Annotated in this window: 23 protein-coding genes, 1 pseudogene and 1 riboswitch; of the genes and pseudogenes, 9 read left to right on the top strand and 15 right to left on the bottom strand. The window is 71.6% G+C overall.

Annotated features, from left to right (window positions below; translation table 11 throughout):
- Position 1: 1 nt before the first annotated feature.
- Positions 2-1,120, bottom strand: coding sequence for a CapA family protein (locus ACH47Z_RS05755; protein ID WP_399070874.1), 1,119 nt, complete (start codon positions 1,118-1,120; stop codon positions 2-4).
- 80 nt (positions 1,121-1,200) lie between these two features.
- On the opposite strand from ACH47Z_RS05755, the gene ACH47Z_RS05750 reads away from it, so the two are divergent.
- Positions 1,201-1,713 carry a DUF2231 domain-containing protein gene (locus tag ACH47Z_RS05750; RefSeq protein ID WP_399070872.1) on the top strand — a complete coding sequence of 171 codons (513 nt, stop codon included), beginning with the start codon at positions 1,201-1,203 and terminating at the stop codon, positions 1,711-1,713.
- 188 nt (positions 1,714-1,901) lie between these two features.
- On the opposite strand, the gene ACH47Z_RS05745 is transcribed toward ACH47Z_RS05750, so the two are convergent.
- Positions 1,902-2,597, bottom strand: coding sequence for an SDR family oxidoreductase (locus tag ACH47Z_RS05745; RefSeq protein ID WP_399070870.1), 696 nt, complete (start codon positions 2,595-2,597; stop codon positions 1,902-1,904).
- Positions 2,594-2,803 carry a hypothetical protein gene (locus ACH47Z_RS05740; protein WP_399070868.1) on the bottom strand — a complete coding sequence of 70 codons (210 nt, stop codon included), beginning with the start codon at positions 2,801-2,803 and terminating at the stop codon, positions 2,594-2,596. Before ACH47Z_RS05740 ends, ACH47Z_RS05745 begins: the two co-directional genes overlap by 4 nt.
- On the opposite strand from ACH47Z_RS05740, the gene ACH47Z_RS05735 reads away from it, so the two are divergent.
- Positions 2,795-3,244 (top strand): hypothetical protein, encoded by a 450-nt coding sequence (locus ACH47Z_RS05735; protein ID WP_399070866.1) that lies wholly within the window; start codon positions 2,795-2,797, stop codon positions 3,242-3,244. The two genes, ACH47Z_RS05740 and ACH47Z_RS05735, sit on opposite strands and share 9 nt — an antisense overlap.
- On the opposite strand, the gene ACH47Z_RS05730 is transcribed toward ACH47Z_RS05735, so the two are convergent.
- Positions 3,231-3,632, bottom strand: a complete 402-nt coding sequence (locus ACH47Z_RS05730; protein WP_399070864.1) for a hypothetical protein — start codon at positions 3,630-3,632, stop codon at positions 3,231-3,233. The genes ACH47Z_RS05735 and ACH47Z_RS05730 overlap by 14 nt on opposite strands.
- A 155-nt stretch (positions 3,633-3,787) precedes the next feature.
- On the opposite strand from ACH47Z_RS05730, the gene ACH47Z_RS05725 reads away from it, so the two are divergent.
- The 4 genes from ACH47Z_RS05725 (at position 3,788) to ACH47Z_RS05710 (ending at position 8,068) form a co-directional block, all read left to right on the top strand.
- On the top strand, positions 3,788-3,949 hold the full coding sequence (locus ACH47Z_RS05725; protein WP_399071402.1) for a hypothetical protein: 162 nt from the start codon (positions 3,788-3,790) through the stop codon (positions 3,947-3,949).
- 198 nt (positions 3,950-4,147) lie between these two features.
- The gene (locus tag ACH47Z_RS05720) at positions 4,148-5,863 is read left to right on the top strand and encodes a carbohydrate binding domain-containing protein (protein ID WP_399070863.1); all 1,716 of its coding nucleotides are present in this window, start codon (positions 4,148-4,150) and stop codon (positions 5,861-5,863) included.
- Between the two features lie 139 nt (positions 5,864-6,002).
- Complete coding sequence (locus ACH47Z_RS05715; protein ID WP_399070861.1) at positions 6,003-6,479, top strand: 4-oxalocrotonate tautomerase family protein; 477 nt, start codon at positions 6,003-6,005, stop codon at positions 6,477-6,479.
- 149 nt (positions 6,480-6,628) lie between these two features.
- A complete protein-coding gene (locus tag ACH47Z_RS05710; RefSeq protein WP_399070859.1) occupies positions 6,629-8,068 on the top strand; it encodes a DUF4157 domain-containing protein in 1,440 nt (479 codons plus the stop codon).
- Between the two features lie 85 nt (positions 8,069-8,153).
- On the opposite strand, the gene ACH47Z_RS05705 is transcribed toward ACH47Z_RS05710, so the two are convergent.
- The 4 genes from ACH47Z_RS05705 to ACH47Z_RS05690 form a co-directional block, all read right to left on the bottom strand.
- Entirely contained in the window at positions 8,154-10,904 is a 2,751-nt protein-coding gene (locus ACH47Z_RS05705; protein ID WP_399070857.1) for an alkaline phosphatase family protein, read from the bottom strand.
- 4 nt (positions 10,905-10,908) lie between these two features.
- Positions 10,909-12,273: an ABC transporter permease gene (locus tag ACH47Z_RS05700; protein WP_399070855.1), complete on the bottom strand. Its 1,365-nt coding sequence runs from the start codon at positions 12,271-12,273 to the stop codon at positions 10,909-10,911.
- Entirely contained in the window at positions 12,270-13,199 is a 930-nt protein-coding gene (locus ACH47Z_RS05695; protein ID WP_399070853.1) for an ABC transporter ATP-binding protein, read from the bottom strand. The genes ACH47Z_RS05700 and ACH47Z_RS05695 overlap by 4 nt, the downstream gene beginning before the upstream one ends.
- Positions 13,200-13,345: 146 nt before the next feature.
- A complete protein-coding gene (locus ACH47Z_RS05690; RefSeq protein ID WP_399070851.1) occupies positions 13,346-14,134 on the bottom strand; it encodes a hypothetical protein in 789 nt (262 codons plus the stop codon).
- 174 nt (positions 14,135-14,308) lie between these two features.
- On the opposite strand from ACH47Z_RS05690, the gene ACH47Z_RS05685 reads away from it, so the two are divergent.
- Positions 14,309-14,500 (top strand): hypothetical protein, encoded by a 192-nt coding sequence (locus ACH47Z_RS05685; RefSeq protein ID WP_399070849.1) that lies wholly within the window; start codon positions 14,309-14,311, stop codon positions 14,498-14,500.
- Between the two features lie 49 nt (positions 14,501-14,549).
- Here the strand turns inward: ACH47Z_RS05685 and ACH47Z_RS05680 are convergent, their stop codons facing one another.
- Complete coding sequence (locus ACH47Z_RS05680; protein ID WP_399070848.1) at positions 14,550-14,825, bottom strand: hypothetical protein; 276 nt, start codon at positions 14,823-14,825, stop codon at positions 14,550-14,552.
- A gap of 245 nt (positions 14,826-15,070) precedes the next feature.
- Between ACH47Z_RS05680 and ACH47Z_RS05675 the strand changes: the two genes are divergently transcribed.
- Positions 15,071-15,640 (top strand): histidine phosphatase family protein, encoded by a 570-nt coding sequence (locus tag ACH47Z_RS05675; protein WP_399070845.1) that lies wholly within the window; start codon positions 15,071-15,073, stop codon positions 15,638-15,640.
- A gap of 132 nt (positions 15,641-15,772) precedes the next feature.
- Here the strand turns inward: ACH47Z_RS05675 and ACH47Z_RS05670 are convergent, their stop codons facing one another.
- The 5 genes and pseudogenes from ACH47Z_RS05670 to ACH47Z_RS05650 form a co-directional block, all read right to left on the bottom strand.
- Positions 15,773-16,525, bottom strand: coding sequence for a CbtA family protein (locus tag ACH47Z_RS05670; RefSeq protein ID WP_399070843.1), 753 nt, complete (start codon positions 16,523-16,525; stop codon positions 15,773-15,775).
- Positions 16,526-16,546: 21 nt separating this feature from the next.
- Positions 16,547-16,768 carry a CbtB-domain containing protein gene (locus tag ACH47Z_RS05665; RefSeq protein ID WP_399070841.1) on the bottom strand — a complete coding sequence of 74 codons (222 nt, stop codon included), beginning with the start codon at positions 16,766-16,768 and terminating at the stop codon, positions 16,547-16,549.
- Between the two features lie 36 nt (positions 16,769-16,804).
- A riboswitch (cobalamin riboswitch) is annotated at positions 16,805-16,947 on the bottom strand.
- A gap of 98 nt (positions 16,948-17,045) precedes the next feature.
- Positions 17,046-18,149, bottom strand: coding sequence for an enoyl-CoA hydratase/isomerase family protein (locus tag ACH47Z_RS05660; RefSeq protein ID WP_399070838.1), 1,104 nt, complete (start codon positions 18,147-18,149; stop codon positions 17,046-17,048).
- Positions 18,146-18,253: pseudogene (locus ACH47Z_RS05655) on the bottom strand (acyl-CoA dehydrogenase family protein); the annotation flags it as partial. The gene ACH47Z_RS05660 and the pseudogene ACH47Z_RS05655, both read right to left, overlap by 4 nt.
- 76 nt (positions 18,254-18,329) lie before the next feature.
- Entirely contained in the window at positions 18,330-19,199 is an 870-nt protein-coding gene (locus tag ACH47Z_RS05650; RefSeq protein ID WP_399070835.1) for a helix-turn-helix transcriptional regulator, read from the bottom strand.
- 404 nt (positions 19,200-19,603) lie between these two features.
- Between ACH47Z_RS05650 and ACH47Z_RS05645 the strand changes: the two genes are divergently transcribed.
- Positions 19,604-20,083 carry an HIT family protein gene (locus tag ACH47Z_RS05645; RefSeq protein WP_399070833.1) on the top strand — a complete coding sequence of 160 codons (480 nt, stop codon included), beginning with the start codon at positions 19,604-19,606 and terminating at the stop codon, positions 20,081-20,083.
- Positions 20,084-20,089: 6 nt separating this feature from the next.
- Here the strand turns inward: ACH47Z_RS05645 and ACH47Z_RS05640 are convergent, their stop codons facing one another.
- Complete coding sequence (locus tag ACH47Z_RS05640; RefSeq protein WP_399070830.1) at positions 20,090-21,625, bottom strand: carboxylesterase/lipase family protein; 1,536 nt, start codon at positions 21,623-21,625, stop codon at positions 20,090-20,092.
- Positions 21,626-21,677 lie beyond the last annotated feature (52 nt).

The raw sequence follows: 21,677 nt of genomic DNA, 5'->3' as shown, positions 1-21,677 counted from the left end.
GTCAGCGCCTCTCCGGTCCGGACACAAGGCTGAGCGTGCCGTCTGCCTCCACGTCGATGCCCACCCCACGGCTGATCCGGTCGAGGGTCGTCCGCAGCCAGGCGCGGTCCTCCTCCCCCGCGTACTCCAGCCGCATCCGCCGCGCCCGCAGCGGGAACATCCGCAGGCCGGCCAGTCGCCCGGTGTCCGCGTCCAGCGAGACGACGTACCCGAGCCGGAGGTCGTCGCGGTACTCCTCGTAGCCGGAGATGCCCTCGTAGTCATCGATGAAGTCGCCGCAGCCGTAGAGGATCAGCCGGTCCCGGTACACCTCGACCGGGCGGGGATGGTGCGAGGAGTGCCCGTGGACGAGGTCGGCGCCGCCGTCGATCAGGGCGTGCGCGACGTGTCTCTGTTCGCGGGGAACGAGGTAGCCCCAGTTGGAGCCCCAGTGCACGGACAGGACGACGATGTCGCCCGGTCGCCTGGCCTTCCGCAGCCGCTGGACGGCGCTCGCGGCAGCCGCTGCCGACAGCTCACCGACGTAGGCGACGCCTGGCCGGTCCGCGGTGGCGGCCCAGTCGGGCGGGATGCCGCTGGACAGCGCGCCGAGGGCGAGGACCAGCACACGGCGGCCGGATCCCACGGGAACCGCCGTGGGCGCGTGGGCCTCGTCGGCCGTACGCCCCGCGCCCGCGGTCCTCAGCCCCGCACCGGCCAGCACGTCCAGCGTTTCCTCCAGGCCCGGCCGGCCGAAGTCCAGCACATGGTTGTTGGCCAGGACGCACACATCGGGCCGGGCCACCGTCAGAGCGGCGAGGTTGTCCGGATGCATCCGGTAGTGGACCGCCTTGCCCGGCGCGAACTCGTCACTGCGCGTGACAGCCGTCTCCAGATTCACGATCCGGGCGTCCGGCGCACACCGCTCCAGCACCCGCAGCGCCTCGCCCCACGGCCAGCCAGGGTCGACGGGCGCGGGGATCGGCCCGCTGACCGCCTCGGCCAGCTCCACGTACGACCGCGCGTCCGCGACATAGCCCTCACGCAGCTCCGGGTCTCCGGGATGCGCGAGGATCTGGTCGACGCCACGCCCGAGCATCACATCACCGCACAGGAACAGCGTCACCACACCGCCGCTCATGTACCCACCCTAAGACTCAGAGGTAACTGAGAGTCTGCTGTGCCAGGCTGGCGCGCCCGTCCCCCCTCAGGAGCGTCTGGATGACTCTGATCAACGGTCTGCCCGCCCATGTCCTGTTCGTCCACGTGGTGATCGTGCTGATCCCCCTCACCGCGCTGGCCCTGGTCACGGCGGCGCTGTGGCCGCGCGCCGCCCGGCGGCTGGGTGTGCTGCTCCCGCTGGTGGCCTTCGTCGCCCTGGTCAGCGTGCCGGTGACCACCCACGCCGGCGAGTGGCTCGAACGGCACGTGAACGACGACGCCCTGGTACGCCGGCACACCGAGCTGGGCGACGGACTGCTGCCGTGGGCCATGGGCCTGTTCGTCCTGGCGGCGGCCGTGTGGTGGGCGGGCCGACGCCCCCAGGCGGAGCCCGGGCAGGGCGGTGCCATGCGCTGGTCCGCCCTGCCCGTACGGATCGTCATGGGCGTGCTCTCGCTGGCCGTCGCGGTGGGCGCGGTCGTGGACGTCTACCGGATCGGCGACTCCGGGGCGAAGGCCTCCTGGCACGACGCCTACTCGAAGACGGCGACGGGGTCGAAGGACGGCTCCTGATCCGGCGCCGGAGCGTACGGCCCCTCCTCGCCGTCATCACCTTGCCGTACGGCGCTCTGCTCCCGGAGCGTTCAGGTTCAGGGCCGTACGCAGCAACAGATCGACGGCGGCCGGAGGTGAGCAGGAAACCAGACGGGCCGCCAGCGCCTCGACCCCGATCCGGTACCGGCGCCTCGGTACGCGAGCGGTCAGGGCCCGGCGTACGGTGCGTGCCACGAGGTCGGGGGTGAGGGGCCCGCGTGCGGTGATGAGACGGCGCGCGGCCGCGTAGGCCGGCTCGAAGGGTGAGCCGGTGGAAAACCGGCCAGCGCCCGGCTGACCATCGGTGTGTCGATGAAGCCGGGCTCGACGAGCGAGACACGGATCCCGGCGGACGCGGTCTCGCGTCGTACCGCGTCGGACAGGGCCTCCACGCCGTGCTTGCTCGCGCAGTACCAGCCGTTCAGCGGGAGGGAGACGAGCCCGCCGACGGAACTCATCTGCACGATACGGCCGTTGCCCCGCCGCCGCATGCCCGGCAGGACGAGGCGGGTCATGCGGGCCACGCCCAGCAGGTTGGTCTCCAGCACGGCGCGCGCGTCGGAGTCGGAGACGTCCTCGAAGGCCCCGGGGACGGCGATGCCCGCATTGTTGACCAGGGCCCAGGGGCCGCCGCCGGTCAGCTCGTCGATCTCCGTGACCGCGTCCTGGCAGGAGTGCGGGTCGGTGACGTCCAGGAGGACGGTGCGCAGCGCGGTGCCCCGCTCCCGTGCGGCGGCGGTGAGTTTCCCGGCCTTCTCGGTGGTGCGGGCCGTGGCGATCACCTCGAAGCCGTGGGCGGCCAGGTCCAGGGCGGTGGCACGGCCGATGCCGCTGCTGGCTCCGGTGACGACGACGCTTCTCATCGTGCTGTCCCTTCGGGTACGGGTGTGCTGCCGGCCAGGGAGTCCGCGGATCGGCGCGGGTCGGCGATCGAGAGCCCGTCGAGCCGACCGGTGACGGCTTCGTGCAGCTCGGCGAGGGATGCGGTGATGAGAGCCGGCAGACGCTCGGTCGCGCCGTCCGACGCGCGGAACGTGGCCTGTACGGTGATGGCGGAACGGTGGGGCATGACCAGAACGCCGGCCATGGCACGCAACTGCCCGAGGGCGCCCACGGTGCCGAAGCGGCCCTGCGCACGGCACTCGGCCAGGCCGGTCTCTCTGCCTGCGACGTGGACCACGTCAACGCGCACGGCACCTCGACCCCGCTCAACGACGCCACCGAGGCCGCGCTGATCGCCCGCGTCCTGCCCCACCGCCCGAGCGTCACCTCCGCCAAGGGCGTGCTCGGGCACTCCCTCGGCGCGTCCGGCGCGATCGAAGCCGCCCTGACCGTCCTCACCCTCCAGCACCGCCGCGTCCCCCCGATCGCCAACCTCCAGGCACCCGCCCCCGAGTTCGACATCGACTGCGTCACCAAACAACCCCGCCGCCAGGACCTGCGCACCGCCGTCAGCCACTCCTTCGGCTTCGGCGGCCACAACGTCGTCCTCGTCCTCACCACCGCCTGACCTGCCGTTCCGATCCGCCCAGGAACCCTCGGGCCACGATGTTGAAGAGCCGGAACTGGAGGTCGAACGCGGCCCACAGCAAGGGGTCCCGGTGCCGCCCCATCACGTCCTGCAGCACGCGACCCTGCTGGAGGGGGAGCGCCTCGGCCGTACGGGTGAACAGCGCGACCATCTCCTCCCAGCCCATGGAGCCCCTCTCGGCGGGAGGGAGTCCGGCGAAGCGCAGACAGTGGCCGGGATCGGTGCCGGTGCGTGCGGCGTGGCCGGTGACCGCCGCGTGCAGGCGCGCCGCGGGGCCGGGAGCACCGAGTACGGCGAGGGCGACAACGCCCGCGTGCAGGGCACCGAGTTCGTCGAAACCGTTGGGTTGGGGTCCGAACGCGGCCACCGCGCGCACCAGCAGTGCCAGGGCCCGCAGCGCGCGGCGGCGCGCAGGCGCTCGCCGGCGTCCATATCGGCCAGGGCGTTGCAGCGGCGCACATGCGCCTCCAGGGACGAGCGCGTCGTGCGCGGTGAGTGACGAAGCGTTCACCGCCGTGTGCGGTGACATCGCAGTCGTGGCTCCAGGTATGGACCACCCCGATCTGGCTGCTGCTGATGGTCGGCCCGTTGGTCTACCTGATCGCGCAGATCGGTGAGCAGATCGACCACCTGCGCTTCATGCCGCCCAAGTCCGAGGCGAACAAGCGAACTTGGAGGAGCTGAGGCAGGCCGTCGTGGTCACCCTGGACTGCCACGTCTGCCACCAGCCGTACGCACCGGCCCCGTCCCACGGATTGTTTTGATTTGGTCTAGTCCTCTTGACGGGTGCACCCGCGGGTTGTTTGGTATGTACCAACGTCGGCCCGGTACGGCACCAACCCCACCCTTCGCCCGAGGGGCATCCCCGAGAGGGGCACTGTCATGCACCTGGCAAAATTTGCGGCTTCCGCCTGCGCGCTCGCGCTCGCGGCCACCGGCGCGGTCGTCGCACTGGCACCCGCCGGCAACGCGGCGACCGCGGCGAGCAGCGTCTACTCCGTGGCTCCCTATGTCGACATGTCGAACGGTCAGGAAAACCTGCTCGACACCGCCATCACCGGACACCACCTCAAGGCCTACACCGCGGCCTTCGTACTCGGCACCGGCTGCAACCAGATCTGGGGCGACACGCTCCCCATCGGCAACGACTCCTACACCGACCCCGAGATCGCCAGGGCGAAGTCGGAGGGGGCGTCCGTCATCATCTCCTCCGGCGGGGCGAGCGGTGAGCCGCTGGCCTGGACGTGCTCCACCCAGAGCAGTATCGACGCCGGATACCAGGCCCTCATCAACGACTACGGCGTCACCCAACTCGACTTCGACGTCGAGGGCGCCGCCGTCGCCGACACCGGGGCAGCAGCCCGGCAGATGCAGGCCATGAAGGACCTCAAGGCGTCCAACCCCGACCTGCGGTTCTCGATGACCCTGCCGGTGCTGACGAGCGGTCTCACCAACGACGGCGTCAACATCCTCAAGGCCGCCAAGAACGCGGGCATCAGGATCGACGTGGTCAACATCATGGCCATGGACTACTACGCGGGCACCGGCACCGAGATGGGCCAGGGCGCGGTCGACGCCGCCAGGGCCACGCTGGCGCAGATGCAGTCCGTCGACTCCGGTTACGCCTACGCCGATCTCGGGATCACCCCGATGATCGGCAAGAACGACGACGGCTCCACGTTCACCCTGGCGGACGCCCAGACGGTGGAGAACTTCGCCGCGCAGAACGGCGTCGGACGGCTGGCGTTCTGGTCGGTCAACCGGGACCAGCCGTGCAGCGGAAGCGCCAACTCCCTGCCCACGTGCAGCGAGATCAGCCAGAACAGCCTCGCGTTCACGGACGCGTTCGTACCGTACGAGGGCAGCACGGGCGGCGGGGGCGGCGGCACGAGCAGTGACTTCTCGCTGTCCCTGTCGCCGGGCTCCGGCTCGGTCGCCCAGGGGGGCTCCGCGACCGCGACCGTCAGCACCGCCGTCACCTCGGGCAGTTCGGAGTCGGTCAGCCTCTCCGCCTCCGGCGCGCCCTCCGGCGTGAGCGTCTCCTTCAGCCCCGGCTCCGTCACGTCCGGCGGTACGTCGACGCTGACGGCGGCGGTCGGCCCGTCCGTCGCGGCGGGCAGCTACCCGATCTCCGTCACCGGTACGGCGGCGGGCGGCAGCCACAGCGCGACGTACACGCTCACCGTCACCTCCAGCGGGGGCGGCGGGGGCGGCGGGGGCTCACTGACCAACGCCGGCTTCGAGTCCGGCGGCCTCAGCCCCTGGACCTGCACGGGCGGCAGCGCGGTGGTCTCCGGCCCGGTCCACTCCGGCAGCCACAGCCTCCAGGTGGCCCCGAGTTCCAGCAGCACCGGCGAGTGCGACCAGACGGTCACCCTGTCCCCCAACCACCGCTACACCCTCGCCGGCTGGGTCCAGGGCCCCTACGCCTACATCGGCGTCAGCGGCGGCGCCACCGCCAGCACCTGGTCGAACAGCTCGAGCTGGAACCAGCAGTCAGTCACCTTCACCACCGGCAGCAGCGGAACCGTCACCGTGTATGTCCACGGCTGGTACGGCCAAGCCGACGTGTACGCCGACGACTTCACCCTCGGCTAGACCACCCCGGACCGCTCCTCCCCGCGTGCGGCGCACCTCTCCCCACAGGAGGTGCGCCGCGCCTTCGTACTGCCGTTATGACAGTCGTTATAGGCGCGGTGTAGAGTCCTCCTATAACGAGCGTTATAGGAGGTAGCCCATGACCGTCATCACCGTGAACACCTCGAAGGGGCGTCTGGATCGCGAGCAGCGCCGCCTGCTGGCCGAAACCCTGACGGACGCGGTGCTCGTCCCCGAGGTCGGGCAGTTCGCGCCCGCCGCGCGGATGGGGTTCCAGGTGCACTTCGTGGAGCGCGAGCCGGACATGATGGCCATCGGCGGCCGTCTGCTGGCGGATGCCGGTCCGGGACTCGACGTGATGGTGATCGACGTGGCGGTGATGGACGGCCACTGGCCCCGGGAGGTCCGGGCCGAGGTCATCGAGCGTGTCCTGGCCGCGCTGGCCGAGGCCGCCGGTCTGCCGGAGCCGTCACCGGCCTGGTGGGTGAACTTCCGCGTGATCGAGGAAGGCAGCTGGGGCTCGCGCGGCGGTGTGCTGTCCGTCCTCTCCCTCCTCGGCAGTGGGGTGTTCAGCGAGGAGAAGGCCCAGGCGATCCGGGCCGCCGTTCACGCCTGAGACCGGTCGGCGAGGGCAACCGGCACCGGCCGTACGGACCACGGAACCGCCCGGCAGGACCGGCGCTCTGCCCGCCGGTACCTGGCCGTACGTCGCGCTGCGCCGCTATACCGGAAGGGCAGGTACACCGGCGCCGGGGAGTGACCGCTTTGTACGACCGCACAAGCAGCCGAGCAGCGAACCGAACCGGCGGCGCGACGAGCCGGAGGGCCGCGGCGCGGGCGGTCGTACCGTCCGAGGCCCTGCTCGCCCTCCAGCGTTCGGCCGGGAACGCGGCCGTCGTCCAGATGGTGCGCCAGGCCGGGCATGCAGGGGCCCGCGACCGGCACCGGCACGGCACCGCGGAGAACGAGGAGCAGCAGCCGTCGGTGCAGCGCTCCGCCGTGCACGACGTCCTGCGCGGCGGCGGACGGCCGCTCGCCGAGCGGGACCGCACCGAGATGGAAGCGCGCTTCGGCGCCGACTTCTCCGATGTGCGCGTCCACACCGACGCCACGGCCCAGGCCTCCGCCGCCGAGGTCGGCGCGGCCGCCTACACCTCCGGCAGCCACATCGTCGCCGGTACCGCCGGCCTCGACCGGCACACCCTCGCCCATGAGTTGACCCATGTCCTCCAGCAGCGCTCCGGGCCGGTGGCCGGCACCGACCGGGGCGACGGGCTGCGGGTCAGCGACCCGGCGGACCGGTTCGAGCGCGAGGCCGAGGCCACCGCACGGCGCGTGCTGAGTGCCCCCGCGCGGGCGGGACACGTCCCGGCGCAGACCGCGTCGGTCGCCGGGTCCTCCCACGCCGTTCAGCGTGTCGAGCACCCGGACACGATCGACGACGAGGTCCGGCGGGCACTCGCCCAACTCCAGGACGGACTGGACGACTACCTCGCGCACTATGACACGTGGAGCGCGGGGGACTACAAGTGGATCATGAGGAATCCCGACATCAACGACATGATCGAGGTCCTCGACGCCCACCTGGGCGAGCCCGGCGGACGGAGCAGGGGTGAGCTCCGCAACGCCCTCGAGGCGAGCATCCGGGACGATCTGACGAGCACCTCGGCGCAGACCATGGCGGACACCCGGACGGCGGCAGGCAACGCGAAGAACAAGCTCGTCCTCGGCCGCACCGGCGACACGGGCCGCTGGGCGGAGCATCAGAAGCTCAAGGCGGAAGGCGGCGACCGGCTTCCGCTGGGCGCACGGCTGGGCAGGCGGCTGAACACCGGGAAGTGGTCCGTCCCGGTCAACTACGCCTTCATGGACGGCGGCATCGAGGAACGCGCCGTCTTCAAGATCCTCACCAGCCTGGGGCCTCAGCTCGAAGGCATGCTCATCAGCGGAGCACTCGACGTGAGCAACTTCTGGGACGAGGTCGAGAAGCTGGGGAACAGCGCGCTCTGGGACACCGGCAAGACCGCCGACGAAGGGGGACCCCAGGCGATGCTGGGGCACGAGATCCTCCAACTGCTGCGCGCGGGCTACCGGTTCCACGGCCGGGACAGCAGGTACGCCCAGGGCGCCCGCCTCGTCGCGGTGCACCCCGACAAGCCGGCCGTCGACCCCGAGGACAAGACGAAACCGCTCACCCTGCCCTGAGCCCGTCTCCAGCACCACCGGAAACACAGCGGCCCCCGGCCGGCGTCACCGCCGACCGGGGGCCGCTGTGGCGGATCAGGCCGGATCAGCCGTCGTTCTCCGCGGACGGGATGTACGCGCCGGGCACGTCGGCCGGTGCGTAGATCTTGTTCTCACCGGGGTACGGCTTGGTCCAGTTGTGGGTCTCGTACCACGTGAGGTGGTTCATCTGCTCGGGGTTCGCGTAGTCGGGCACGGCGTTGGGGCCGGTCAGCCGCTGCTTCGACTTCCAGGCGTTCCACTCGGCCACGAGCGACTTCTTGCCCGAGGGCACCTTCGGCGCCGGGACGAGAGCCGCCTTGGAGTTCTGCGCCGCCGGGGTGTCCACGCCGCAGGACGGCGGGGTGCTCAGGCCGTCGGTCAGCGAGGTCCGGTTGGGCAGCGCCGTGAACGGCGTGAAGTCCGGGTGCCGGGTGAAGACCCCGCGCATCGGCGTGGCCGCGGTGTCCTTCTGGTTCATCGGGCGGATCCCGAGGATCTGCTCGATGGTGCGGATCATGGTGATCTGCGAGTAGTAGTGGCTGTCGACCGTGTCGTGCTGGGCCCAGGGGCTGATGATCTGGATCGGGGCGCGGTGGCCGTCGACGTGGTCGAGGCCGGCCTGGGAGTCGTCCTCGACGACGAAGATCGCCGAGTCCTTCCAGTACTTGCTGTGCGAGATCTCGTCGACGATCCTGCCGGTCGCGAGGTCGTTGTCCGCGACCTGGGCGGCGGGGCCCGCCGGACCACCGGTGTGGTCGCTGGAGAGCCAGAACATGTTCAGGTTCGCCGGACCGTTCTTCTCGAAGTCCTGCTTCCAGATCTGCTCGCGGTAGACGTCCGGGACGCTGGTGTCGAACTTCGGGAAGCCCGGCACCGAGACGCTGTTGAGCGACGGGATCGGCGAGGACGAGTTCAGGGGGTAGGCGGTGCCCTGCCCGGTCGCGTCCATGTTCTTGGCGTCGCAGTACAGGTTCTGCCAGGTCGCGCCGGACGGCTTGGTCAGGAACTGCTGGAACTCGCCGAAGTCCCGCACGCTCTTGCCGGCCGCCTGGGCGCCGGACCACAGGAAGCCGGTCTTCTGGTGGCCGAGGGCGTCGTCCTCGGTGTCGTAACTGCGCTGGTACTCACCGGCGGAGGACTCGGTGTACTCGGGGTTGTCGGCCTGCATGAGCCAGTTGTGGCCCTCGGCCGAGTTCGTGCCGATGTCGTAGGTGTTGTCGTAGAGCCCGAACTGCTCGGCCAGCGCGTGCTGGTTGGGCGTCACGTTCTCGCCGAACTGCGTCAGCGACGGGTCGCCGTTGCCCTTCGCGATGTCGCCGTAGACCTGGTCGTAGGTCCGGTTCTCCTTGACGATCAGGAAGACGTGCTTGATCGTCGACGGGTCGCCGAGCCGCGCCGGGACCGGCACCGCCCTGGCCTTGCTGTTCTTGTTCGCCAGCTGGACCGCGCCCTGCGTCCAGCCGTTCTGCTGGAACACCTTGCGGGTCTCGGAGCGGATGACACGGTCGCTGGGCAGCGCGAACTGCGTCAGGCTCGACGTCGTGTCGTGGGTGCCGTGGCCGGCGCTGTCGGGGCGACGGGCGTCGACACCACGGGTGTTGGTGACGACCACGGTCTTGCCGACGGTGGTGATCTCGGAGGGGAAGTAGTCCGTCGGGAGCAGGCCGACGTACGAGACCGGCTCCTGCGGGGAGGTGTAGCGGTAGACCGCGACCGCGTTGGCACGGCCGAGCGTCACCAGCAGGTGACCGTCGTCGGTGAGGGTCACCGCGTTCGGCTCGTAGCCGACCGAGGCCTCCGGCCACGGCTGGGTGGAGATGGTCTGGACGACCTTGTCGTTCTTGGTGTTGATGACCGACACGTTGTTGTCGGCGGTGTTGGTGACGAACACCGCCCCGTCCTTGGCGTACACGGCGGTCGGGTGCAGACCGACGTCGATGGTGCCGACAGCGGCGGACGGGTTCGCGAGGTCGATGACGCTGACCGTGCCGGTGGTGGCGGCACCGGTCTTGGGGTTGGCCGGCACCTGGGTGCCGTAGGAGTTGATCGTGGTGTCGCCGGGCTTCGCCGGCCGGCCGCCCTCGTTGCTGACGTAGAGCTTGCCGCCGGCCTGGACCATGCCGCGCGGGGCGTTGCCCACGGACCAGCTCTGCTTGACGGCGCCGGTCGCCGCGTCGATGGCGACCACCTTGTTCTGGCCGTTGACCGCGGAGTACACGGTGGAGCCGTCGGCCGAGAACACCGCCGCACTCGCCAGGGCGTGCTTGGTGCCGTCGGCCGGGATCGAGACGGTCACCGGGTTGGCGAGGGTGCCGTCGGCGTTCACGGTGAACTTGGTGTAGCCGTCGGTCTGGCCGAGCCACAGCTGCTTGCCGTCGGGCGAGTACGCCGGGCCTTCCTGGCCGACGGAGCCGCTCTTGATGCGCAGGTCGTCCGCCGCGTTGGTGCCGACCTTCTGCTTCACCTGCCCGGTCTTGAGGTCCACGACGACCAGCGCGGCGTCGCCGTCGGCGACCGCGGCGGCGAGGTGGCTGCCGTCCGGGCTGACCGTCGACGACATGATCTTGCCGTCGTTGATGACGAGGCGGCTGCCGTACGGGTTGATGTACTGGTCGCTGGAGATGACCTGGCCCTTGTCGGTGACCTGGCCGACCTGGTCGGTGCCGAACTGGTGGGTCGAGGCGACCGCGGTGCCGGTCGCCAGGGCGACCGTGGTGATGCAGGCCGTGAGCAGCGCTGCCCGGCGGCCGACGCGTCTGCCCAGCAGGTCGAAGTATTCCTTCTCGACCGGCCGTCGGCGGCGCGTTATCTGCATGACGTCATCCCTTCGGGGAGGTGGAGAGCAGGTCGACACTGCCGTCGAACTGCCAGAGCGGGTTCGGTGCGTCGCCGGTCGACGTGCGCACCAAGAAGTAGCCGTTGACTTCCTTCGGTCCGTCGCCGTCGGCCACGAACCGCCCGTCAGCGGTGATGTCGAGTTGGTAGATGGCCTGCCCCGTGGTCTGAGTGCCGGGCAGGTGCCAGGAGACGACGCAGCGCCAGTCGTTGCCCGCTCCCTGCGCGTCGTCCGCGACGCCGCCCTTGGTGCAGGCGGCCGTGGACCTCAGCTGCGCCTCGGTGACGGCGGGCCGGTGGAGCTGCGTGGTCTGCATGCGGTAGAGGTGGGCGAACGCCGTGGCCAGCGAGCGCTGCACCTTGTCCTGCTGGATCCCGGAGCCGGTGGTCGCGCCGGTCACCGCGGCGACGACCGCGACCGTGACACCGACCAGCCCGGCGAGCGGCAGCAGACCGGCGGTGAGCGCGCGGCGCCCCGATCCGTCGACGGTCGAGTTGGTGAAGTCGCGGCGCAGGAACAGCAGATAAGCGATCGCCGTCGCGGTCACCGCCCACATCAGGCTGACCACGATGCCGATGACGAGCGGGCCGAGCGGGGCCGGGCTGCTGAACAGGCCGTTCCAGGTGATGAACGCCCAGCTGGGCAGGGCGAGTCGGACCGCGACGGGCAGCGGCAGCATCTGGGCGACCTGCATCGCCAGCGCGACCACCGCGGGCAGCAGCAGCCCCATCGGGGACCGCCCGAGCGCGACGGATCCGAGGAGTCCGATCCCGGCGAGGGCGAGGGTCGGGGCGAGCACGCAGACCCAGGCGAGCAGGACCTTGCCGGCGGCATCCCCCGGGGAGAGCAGGTGGCCGTCGAGGCCGACGAGGGGATGGTTGCCGACGGCCAGAAGCCCGCCGACCGTGCTCGAAGCGGCCAGCCCGGCCACGAGGAGCAGGATCACGGTGAGACTCGCCAGTGCCTTCGCGGCGAAGATCCGCCGCGGCGAACGGACGGCCACCAGCAGATGCCGCCAGGTGCCGAGCCGGTCCTCGGAGGCGAACACGTCACCGGCGACCACGGAGGTCAGCAACGGCAGCGCCCATGTGCCCGAGAAACCGAGGATCACCAGCGGTCCGGCCCAGCCGGTGGCGAGCATCCAGCGGCCGAAGAGGGTGTCGGCGGGCAGCGTGCTCTGCTGGCTCACTCCGGCGACGAAGAGCGCCGGCGCGATCCAGCAGGCGAGCACCAGCAGCCGGATCCGCCACTGCGAGACGAGCTTGACCAGTTCGAAGCGGTAGCCGCGGGCCACGGAGACGCGGCCGGCGCCGGCAACGGGGGCGGGGGCGACGGCGGTTGCGGTCACTGGTCGGCCTCCTGCTGCTCGGTCAGGGCGAGGAAGGCGGCTTCGAGTGGGGAGACCACGGGGGCGAGTTCGCGGAGCGCGATGCCCGCCTGCACGAGCCGTGTGACGAGGGTGTCGAGGTCGGGCACCAGCGCCCGTACGACGAGCGATTCGGGTCTGACGCCATCCACCGTCCGGATCCCTGGCACCTCGGTGGCCAGCCGGCGGGCGGCCTGCGGGTCGGAGGTGACGAGCCGGTAGTCGAGTTCGCGGTTCTCGGCGGCCAGTTTGCTCAGCGGGCCGGTGAAGACGACCCGTCCGGTGGCGATGATGGTGACCTCGGAGCACAGCGCCTCGAGGTCGTCCATACGGTGGCTGGAGAGCACGACGCCGGTTCCCTGCGCCGCGAGCCGGTTGAGCACACCGTGTACGTGTCTCTTGCCGGCCGGGTCGAGGCCGTTGGACGGCTCGTCCAGCACGAGCAGCCGGGGCCTGGTGAGCAGGGCGGCGGCGAGTCCGAGCCGCTGACGCATGCCCAGGGAGAAGCCGCGGGTCTTGTCGTCGGCGACATCGGTGAGTCCGACCTGGTCGAGTACGTCGTCGATGCCCGCCGTTCGGGCGTCGTCGCCGCGGAGTGCGGCCAGCGCGGCGAGATTCTGCCGTGCGGTGAGCGACGGGTACAGACCCGGCCCGTCCACGAATCCGGCGACACCGTCGGGAGCGGCGTACGCCCGCCCGACCGGCGTGCCGAGGATCTCCAGGCTTCCGCCGTCGGCGACGGCCAGGCCGAGCAGCAGCGCGAGCAACGTTGTCTTGCCCGCGCCGTTGGGCCCGACCAAGCCGTGGATCTGACCCTGCGCCACGTCCAGATCGATGCCGTCGAGGGCGACGACCTCACCGAAACACTTGGTGATTCCGCGCGCCCGGACCGCAGGGAGTGTGTCCATGTGCCCCTTCCTTCACAAGCCTCAAGGAGGTTAAGGAGGGCACACAACGGTGACAGGGGTGGCCAGTTGAACGCTAGGGGAACGGAAGCCAACCGTGGCCCCCGTTCCGGGTGGCGCTTCCGGGGTGAGCCTGTGCCTCAACTGGCCTATGCGTAGGGGTTGTTGTAGTACGGGTGTGGCGGCAGGGGTGTGGACAGTGACGGGTGGACGGCGAGCCGGATGCCGTGGTCCCGCTTGAGACGGGACATTTCGAGCAGCGCGATGGCCGTGACCGTCACCGGCGCGCCGAGGATGAACAGGATGCCGAGCTTGAGGCCCAGGCCGTGCAAATCCCCGGTGAACAGATCGGGCAGGGCCATCAGCCAGGTCGTGACGATGGCGAGCAGGGGCGGCAGACAGCGGTGCACCGCTGCCGTTCCGAAGAAGTTCCCCGTGACCCGCAGGGCGCCGGCGCCCACGAACCAGACCAGCCACAGCGTCACGAGGCTCAGCGGGATGATCAGGAGGCCGCCGCCGAGCAGCGCGGTGCCGTTCTGGAGCAGCCATACCGTCACGACGACGGAGCCGACGAAGGTGAGCAGCAGCCCCAGCGCCCTGAGCAGCGCGGGACGCAGCGGTCGCAGGCTGCCGCCGCGCCGCCAGATCCAGAGCATGATGCCGACCGTGAGCGGGGTGACGAGCAGCAGGACGACCGAGGCGACCAGCAGGTTCTGCAGCATCTCGTCGACGGCGAAGCCGCCCTCGACGAAGGTGTAGACGCCGACGGCGGCCACGGTACCGGCGGCGACCCGGATGCGCTTGAGCTGCTCGACGGACGGGTCGAGGGGCTCGGGTATCCAGGCGGGATGGAACACCGCCCAGGCGGCATGATGCGCTTTCAGGTAGTTCCGGTTCCCGGTCCGGCCTCCCGTGCGGTTCCGCGGCGCGCCGACCATCGCACACTCCCCCGAGTCGCAGCCTTCATGATCGTCGGCGAGTCTACGGGAGAGAGACGGGCACGGCCCACGAGTTCACGTACATGGACATGACACACATGGATGTACGCACGGATGACCGCCGCGCCAGACTCGCTCAACGTCCCTGCCATACCGCCGAGTTGGAGGTCAACCGTGAGCGCTGTCGCGCCGGGGGTGAGCGCCTTCCCGGTCGGGACGAAGTTCGGGAAGTGGGTCTTCTCCCAGAACGGCGACTGGGTGGGCGGATTCTGGCCGGGAACCCTCTGGATGGCGTACCTCCGCACCGGGGACGAGCTGTTCCGCACGCCGGCGCTCGACTCGGCCCGCAAGCGCGCCATCGACTAGTCGACGGCGCCCGCCGACATCGGCTGACGAGCGGCGGGCGGTGCCGGCCTCACGAAGACGGACCGGGCTGTTCGGTCGCGTCGGCCTGTGCGAGGAGAAGGCGGGCCAGCCCGCGTGCCTCCTCCGGGGTGAGTGCCGCCCAGACGCCCGGCACACCGCCCCGGTCCTGACCCACGTCCAGGGCGATCCGGCTGACGGGCCGGTCCGGGCGTCCGAACCGCAGGCGCCGTACCTCGATCCTGCGCCCGCACCTGGTCACGAGACGGCGCTCGTCCGCAGAAGTCCCGTCGAGCCCCACATGCCGGTCGTTCCCTGCCGTCGTCATCCTTCTCACGCTCCTCCACCGCCCACCGTCGGCCCCTGCCGTCGTCACTCTGAGCAGCGCGCGATGTGCCGGATTTGTTCCCGATCCGGACGGGCACGGGATCCGGCACGACGGGCGGGGCGGCGCGCGTGGTCCACAAGGAGCGTTGTCCGTCCGGCGTTTCGGCGAGGTGGATTCCGCGGATGCTAGGTTCGCAACCGGGGCGAGGCCCGCTGCCACGTGACGACAGCAGCAGGAGTGACAGCGTGACCAGCCGAGTTCTCCTCGTGTCCCCGGCGATGAGTGCGTCGTTGCGGCAGGCCCGCTTCGACGACGGCGGCTCGATCGAGGACAGCGGCGCGGCCCAGGCCCGCTCGGCGGCGGGGTCCCTGCCCTCGGCGGCCCGTGTGCTCGTCTCGCCGAGTGTGCGGTGCCGGGAGACCGCGGCGGCGCTCGGGCTCGACGGCCCCGCTCCGCAGGAGTTGGCGGGGCTGGACGTGGGCCGCTGGCGGGGCCGCACGCTGGAGGAGGTGGGCGCCGTCGAGCCCGCCGAGGTGGGGCGCTGGCTGACCGACCCGGCGTGTGCGCCGCATGGCGGGGAGTCGGTGCGGGACGTGTGCGAGCGGGTCGGGCGCTGGCTGGACGGCGTGCGGGACGCGGACGGCCGTACGCTCGCCGTGGTCGAGCCGGAGGTCGTACGGGCCACGGCCGTTCATGCCCTGGGCCTGCCGGCGACCGTCTTCTGGCGGCTGGACGTGCCGCCGCTGACGGTCACGGAGCTGAGCGGGCGCGCCGGACGCTGGAATCTGCGGCTCGGGCATCCCCTGGCCGGCTGAGGCGGCGGCCGTGCCGAGGTTCGAGCCGCGTCGCGGCGCAGGCAGGGCTGGGGATGTCCCGGCACCCGGAGCAGGCGAGAGGGCCCCTGGAATTCGCCGGTTCCGAGGGGCCCTCTCGTGTCGCGCATCCGCTCAGTCGGCTGCCGGCACCGTCCTCCCGGAGCGGGTCGACACGGGCTTGGGGTTCAGCAGCCGATCGGCCAGTTCTCCGAAGAGCAGGCCGAAACCGCTCCACAGCACCGTCTGGATGGCGAGCGCGGAGAGCCGGAACCGCCACAGCAGGGTCGCCGGGAAGCCTGTCGGCACCTCGTTGACCGCCGGCAGGAACTGGTAGGCCAGGCCGATCACGACGGCGAAGCCGGCCACCGCGACCACCGTCGCCCACCAGGTGCCCAGGCTCGGCGCGAGCCGTTTGCCCAGGATGGTGGCGGCGACCGCGAGCAGCACGCTGAGCAGCATCATCAGGAAGTACAGGGTCGTCCGCTTGCCGATGGTGTCGGGGCTGCCGACCGACGGCGGATTGGCCGGGTACTTCAGGAACGGTACGACGTACACGGCGAGCAGCGCGCAGCCCGACAGCAGCAGCGCCGTCGCCCGCGGGCCGAACCGGCCGACCCGGCCGAGGGCGAAGCAGTACGCGAGTGCGGCGACGCCGCCGAACGCCACCCCGTAGACCAGGACGCCGGTGGCGAGACCGGCGGTGGACTGCAGGGAGCGGGAGACGACCACCATCTCGTGCTCGTGGGAGTGGGCCTCCTCGAAGCTGATCGCCTTGTCGACGTTCGGCTCACCGAGGACGTACGCCACCACCAGGGCGAGCACGCCGGCTGCCAGGCCGGCGAGCATGCCCCGCACGAGGAGGTTTCTTACGGTTGCGGAACTCATGGGCGCGCGGCATCCCCCGCCTCAGTGGCAGGGGAAACCGAGCAGGTGGCGGGCGTCGTGCACCCACTCGTGGACACCCGTGCCGCTGAACACGGAGGTGGCGCCCTGCTCGGCGCCGACGAAGTACAGCAGGATCATCATCAGGATGCCGAAGAAGACCGCCCAGGGAGCTATCGCCTTCAGCGGCAGCTTGGCGGGGATGGCCGGAGTGGTGGCTGTCGGCTGGGCGACGGTCTGCGCCATGGCAGAACCTCCTCCGGGAGTTCGCGTCCCATCTCGGTGATGCAGGGGACGACGGCCACGGGTCTGACTCACAAGCGCCCCTAGGGGCTCTCGCATACAGTGGCGCGACCGTTCCGGGTTCCCACCGGCTTCCGTCTCGCCGTCGTCGATATCGGACGGACCGTACCGCGTGGCGCGGGCGGGGCCAGGACCGCCTCGGCCCGGCGTGATCTTCCTCTCGCGCCGGACGGGCTCGGCTCCCGCCCGGCGGCGCCGTCCGGCGTCGGGGCCCAGGCGCTCAGCAGGCCGCCGCCTGCGGGCCGGAGTTGGGCCCGGCGAGTCCCAGTTCCCGGTCGCCGAGCGGGGCGAAGCAGCGGGCCACGTCGGCGTCGGTGACCTCGGCCAGGGTTGCCGGGGACCAGCGGGGACTGCGGTCCTTGTCGATGACCTGGGCGCGGATGCCCTCCACCAGGTCGTGGGTGCCCAGCGCGGCGCAGGAGACGCGGTACTCCTGGTCGAGTACCCGCTCCAGCGAGCCGAGACGCCGGGCGCGGCGCATCGCGGCCAGGGTGACCTTCAGGGCGGTGGGCGACCTGGCGAGCAGGGTCTCGGCCGCCTCCTTGGCGTTCGGGTCGCCGTGGGCGAGCAGCCGCTGGAGAATCTCCTCGACCGTACCCGCGCTGTAGCAGGAGTCGATCCAGTCCCGGCGCTCGGCCAACTCACCCTGCGGCGACGGCTGTACGTGGCGCGCCAGGGCGTCGGGCACGGACTGTACGGCGAGAGCGTCCACGAAGTCCCGGAGTGCGGCGGACGGGATGTGGTGGTCGGCGAGCCCGCACAGCAGGGCGTCACCGGCGCCGATCTGCGCGCCGGTCAGCGCGAGATGGGTGCCCAGCTCGCCGGGTGCCCGGCCGAGCAGGTAGGTGCCGCCGACGTCGGGGACGAAGCCGATGCCGGTCTCCGGCATCGCCACCCGCGACCGTTCGGTGACGATCCGGACGCTGCCGTGTGCGGAGAGGCCGACTCCGCCGCCCATCACGATGCCGTCCATGAGGGCGACGTACGGCTTGGGGTAGCGGGCGATGCGGGCGTTGAGGTGGTACTCGTCGCGCCAGAACGCCGCCGAGGCGGCGCCGTCGCCGTCGCGGGCGTCGTCGTGGACGGCGCGGATGTCACCGCCCGCGCACAGGCCGCGCTCCCCGGCGCCGGTGATCACGACGGTCTCCACCGCCGGGTCGTGCTCCCAGGCGGTCAGGGCCGCGTCGATGCGGCGGACCATCTCGTGGTCGAGGGCGTTGAGGGCCTTCGGCCGGTTGAGGGTGATGTGGGCGGCCCGTCCGGCGGTGCGGAACAGGACGGTTTCGTCGGTGTGCGGCAGGCCGCCTCCCGCGGTGCCGGTCATCCGAACACCTTCGGCAGGCCATGGGCCGCTATGACGCGCATGATCTCGTTGGTTCCTTCCAGAATCCGGTGCGCTCGCAGGTCGCGGACGATCTTCTCAATGCCGCACGCGCGACGCTCACGCCGGAGAGGAACTGTGTCACGCCGGTCGGCTCACACCGTGCAGCCGGCCTCCGGCAGGTCAGCCGGCGGGGCTGGGCTGGTCGTGGGTGGCCGCCCAGCTGGCGAGGAGCTGGAGGGCGTCGTGGTCGGGGGTGTGGGGTGCGGCGCTGTAGGCGGTGAGGGTGAGGCCGGGCTGGGCGGGGAGTTCCATGGCGTCGAAGTCGAGGGTGAGGACGCCGACGGCGGGGTGGCGGAAGGACTTGCGCCCGGTGTGGTGCAGCCGCACGTTGTGCTTCGCCCAGGCGGTGCGGAACTCCTCGCTGCGGGTGACCAGTTCACCGATCAGCCCGGTCAGGCCGGTGTCGTGCGGGGCGCGTCCGGCCTCGGTGCGCAGCAGGGACACCGTGGTGTTCACGGACTCCTCCCAGTCGGGGAAGAAGTCGTGCCCGCGGGGGTCGAGGAACTTGAAGCGGGCGATGTTGACGGGCGGGGCGGCGCCGTCGGCGAACAGCGGGGAGTACAGGGCGCGGCCCAGACGGTTGACGGCCAGGATGTCCAGGCGGCCGTTGCGGATGAAGGCCGGGGAGTCCGTCATGGACCCCAGGACGCGCAGCACGCTGTCCGGCAGCGGCCCGCGGGCACGCCTGGCCCGCCGGGTCGGGCGCTTGGCGGCGGCACGGGCCAGGTCGTGGAGGTGCGCGCGTTCGGCGTCGTCGAGCTGGAGGGCGTTCGCCACGGCGCCGAGGACCTCCTCCGAGGCTCCGGCCAGGTGGCCGCGCTCGAGGCGGACGTAGTAGTCGATGCTGACGCCGGCGAGCAGGGCGACCTCTTCCCGGCGCAGGCCCGGCACACGCCGGTTTCCGCCGTACGCGGGCAGCCCGGCCTGCTGCGGGCTGATCTTGGCGCGGCGGGAGGCCAGGAAGGCACGGATGTCGCTCTCGGTACTCACGCAATCCAGGCTAAGCCGGGAGATCCGCGGGTGGGGGGTCCTGTCAGTACCTGTACGGACCCGGTACCCGGTGGCTACAGCGTTCCGGCCTCGGGCCGGTGGGACCGGTGGGGGTTCGCGGGCAGCGTCGGCCGGTAGCGGGCCGGATCCCCGGAGTCCGGCACCTCGGCGATCACGTTCGTGACGTTGCATCGCCGACGGTACGGCCGGGAGCCGGCTCGGTGCCGTCCCGTGGCACTCCGCACGGATCCGGGGGCTCGGCCGGTACGCCTGCCAGGAGGCCGTCCCACGCTCCACGCCGCCTGCTACCCGGCGGGCCGGCGCCGCCCGATGCCCTGCGCACTGCCCAGCAACCCATCGCCGCTGCCCACCAGTTGACCTGAGCCTCCGTGTAGGTTGAGGCCATGGCGGAGGACTGGCGCACGGATCGGATCGGGGCCGCGCTGCGGGGCGAGAATCCCACGGTGGTACGGCGGCTCGGGGCAGGGTTCGCGGTGATCGGCGACGTCCAGTTCCTGCCGGGTTACTCGGTTCTCCTCGTGGACCAACCCGGTGTGCAACGGCTGTCCGACCTGCCGAAGGCCGGGCGGCTGGCATTCCTCGCCGACATGGACCTGCTCGGCGAAGCGGTCGAGCGGGCCTGCCGCCGCCTCGATCCCGCCTTCCGCCGGGTCAACCTGGAGATCCTCGGCAACACCGACCCGTTCCTGCACGCCCATGTCTGGCCGCGGTACGAGTGGGAGCCGGCCGAGCTGGTGGGCAAGCCCGTGTGGCTCTACCCGCCCGACCGGTGGCGGGACGAGCGGTTCGGGCTCGGCCCGGGGCATGACGAGCTGCGGGCCGCGATCGGCGGCGAACTGGACCGGCTGCGGTCGACGGACTAGCGGCCGCTACCGGGTGAGCAGCGGCAGCGCCGGGAACGTGTGGTGCTGCCACAGCAGGCGCGAGGTCTCTTCCGGGTAGGTGGCGACCGTCGATCGCGTGCCGAAGAGCTGGGCTCGGCGCTGGTCGGTGTCGTACGGAGGCCAGCCGGGGTCGCCGTGAGCGGCGAAGGCCGTCCAGGCGGTGCGGATCCGTGCGGACAGTTCCTCCGCCTCCGGGGCGGGCGGGTCGCCGATCAGCAGGGCGGGCTGCCCGCTGCTCAGGTTGCCGAAGACGAGCGGCACGTCCAGGCCGTGGCAGGCGCCGAGGGTGCCGCCCAGGCCCGGGGCGGTCCAGGTCAGCTCGTAGAGGTGGGCCCGGCCGCCGCCGGCGGTCTGCGCGTCGGCGAGATGGAGGCTCGGCATGCGGAACAGCCAGTCCGCGTTGACCAGTTCGTACAGTTCCTCGTCGGATGCGGCCGGGAAGCCCGCCCGGTAGCGCCGCGGGCCGTCCGGGCCGGGGGCGAGCATGCGCAGGGCGGTCTCGGTCTGCTCCGGGGTCACCTGGCCGAGCACGCCGTCGATCAGGCTGAACAACCGGTGTTCGTCCCGGGTGTGTCCGACGAGGAGTTCGACGCCACGGCCGGCGCCGTCGGCCAGCGCCTGCCAGGGGGTGGCGGGCAGGACGTCGCCGTCGACGACGGGGGCGAACGGGATCGGCCGGTGTGTGATCTGCCCCCAGCGCTCCCTCCACCGGGCCGCCTTCGCGGAGATCGCGTCGCCCACGGCGGGCAGCCGGGACGGGGGTACGGCCGACAGGTCGGGCACCGTGGGCCGTACCCCCAGCTCGGCGGCGCAGGCGGCGGCGATGTCGGCGGCCAGCTCCGGAGAGAAGAACGTACCCGGCACGCTCTGTGCGACGGCCCGCCGGAACAGCCCGGCCGCCCGGGGCATGGCCAGCAGCGCGGCGACCGAACCGCCGCCCGCCGACTGGCCGAGGACCGTGACCCGGCCCGGGTCGCCGCCGAACATCCGGATGTTGTCCCGCACCCACTCCAGGGCGGTGACCTGGTCGAGCAGGCCCCGGTTGGCGGGGGCGCCTTCGATGGGTGCGAAACCCTCGATGCCCAGCCGGTAGTTGAGGGTCACGACCACGGCGCCGCCCCCGGCCAGGCGCCCGCCGTCGTACTCCGGGAGGCCGGCGGTGCCGATCACATAGCCGCCGCCGGGGATCCACACCAGCACCGGGAGCCCGGCCGCGGGATCCGGTTCGGGTGTCCAGACGTTGAGCGTCAGCCAGTCGTCGCCCGCGGTGTCCTGTGACGTCCCGTCCGTTCCCAGCGCCCCGGACTGCGGGGGCGGCGGGCCGTACGACACCGCCGGCCGTACCCCGTCCCAGCTCCGCACCGGCCGCGGCGCGGCGAAGCGGAGGGCACCGACCGGCGGCTCGGCGAACGGGATGCCACGGAAGACCGCCAGACCCGCCTCCCGGCGGCCGCGGAGGGTGCCGGCCGCCGTGCGGACTTCCGGCTCGGACTCGGACGGCCTGGACGCGGTGACGGCCACTGCGGCTTCCTCTCGGGCAGGTCGGGCGGGGTCGGCGGACTTCCTCGAGCCT

The organism is Streptomyces sp. NPDC020192, assembly GCF_044388685.1.
Lineage (GTDB): Bacteria > Actinomycetota > Actinomycetes > Streptomycetales > Streptomycetaceae > Streptomyces.
This window is presented reverse-complemented; position numbering and strand designations above follow the sequence as displayed.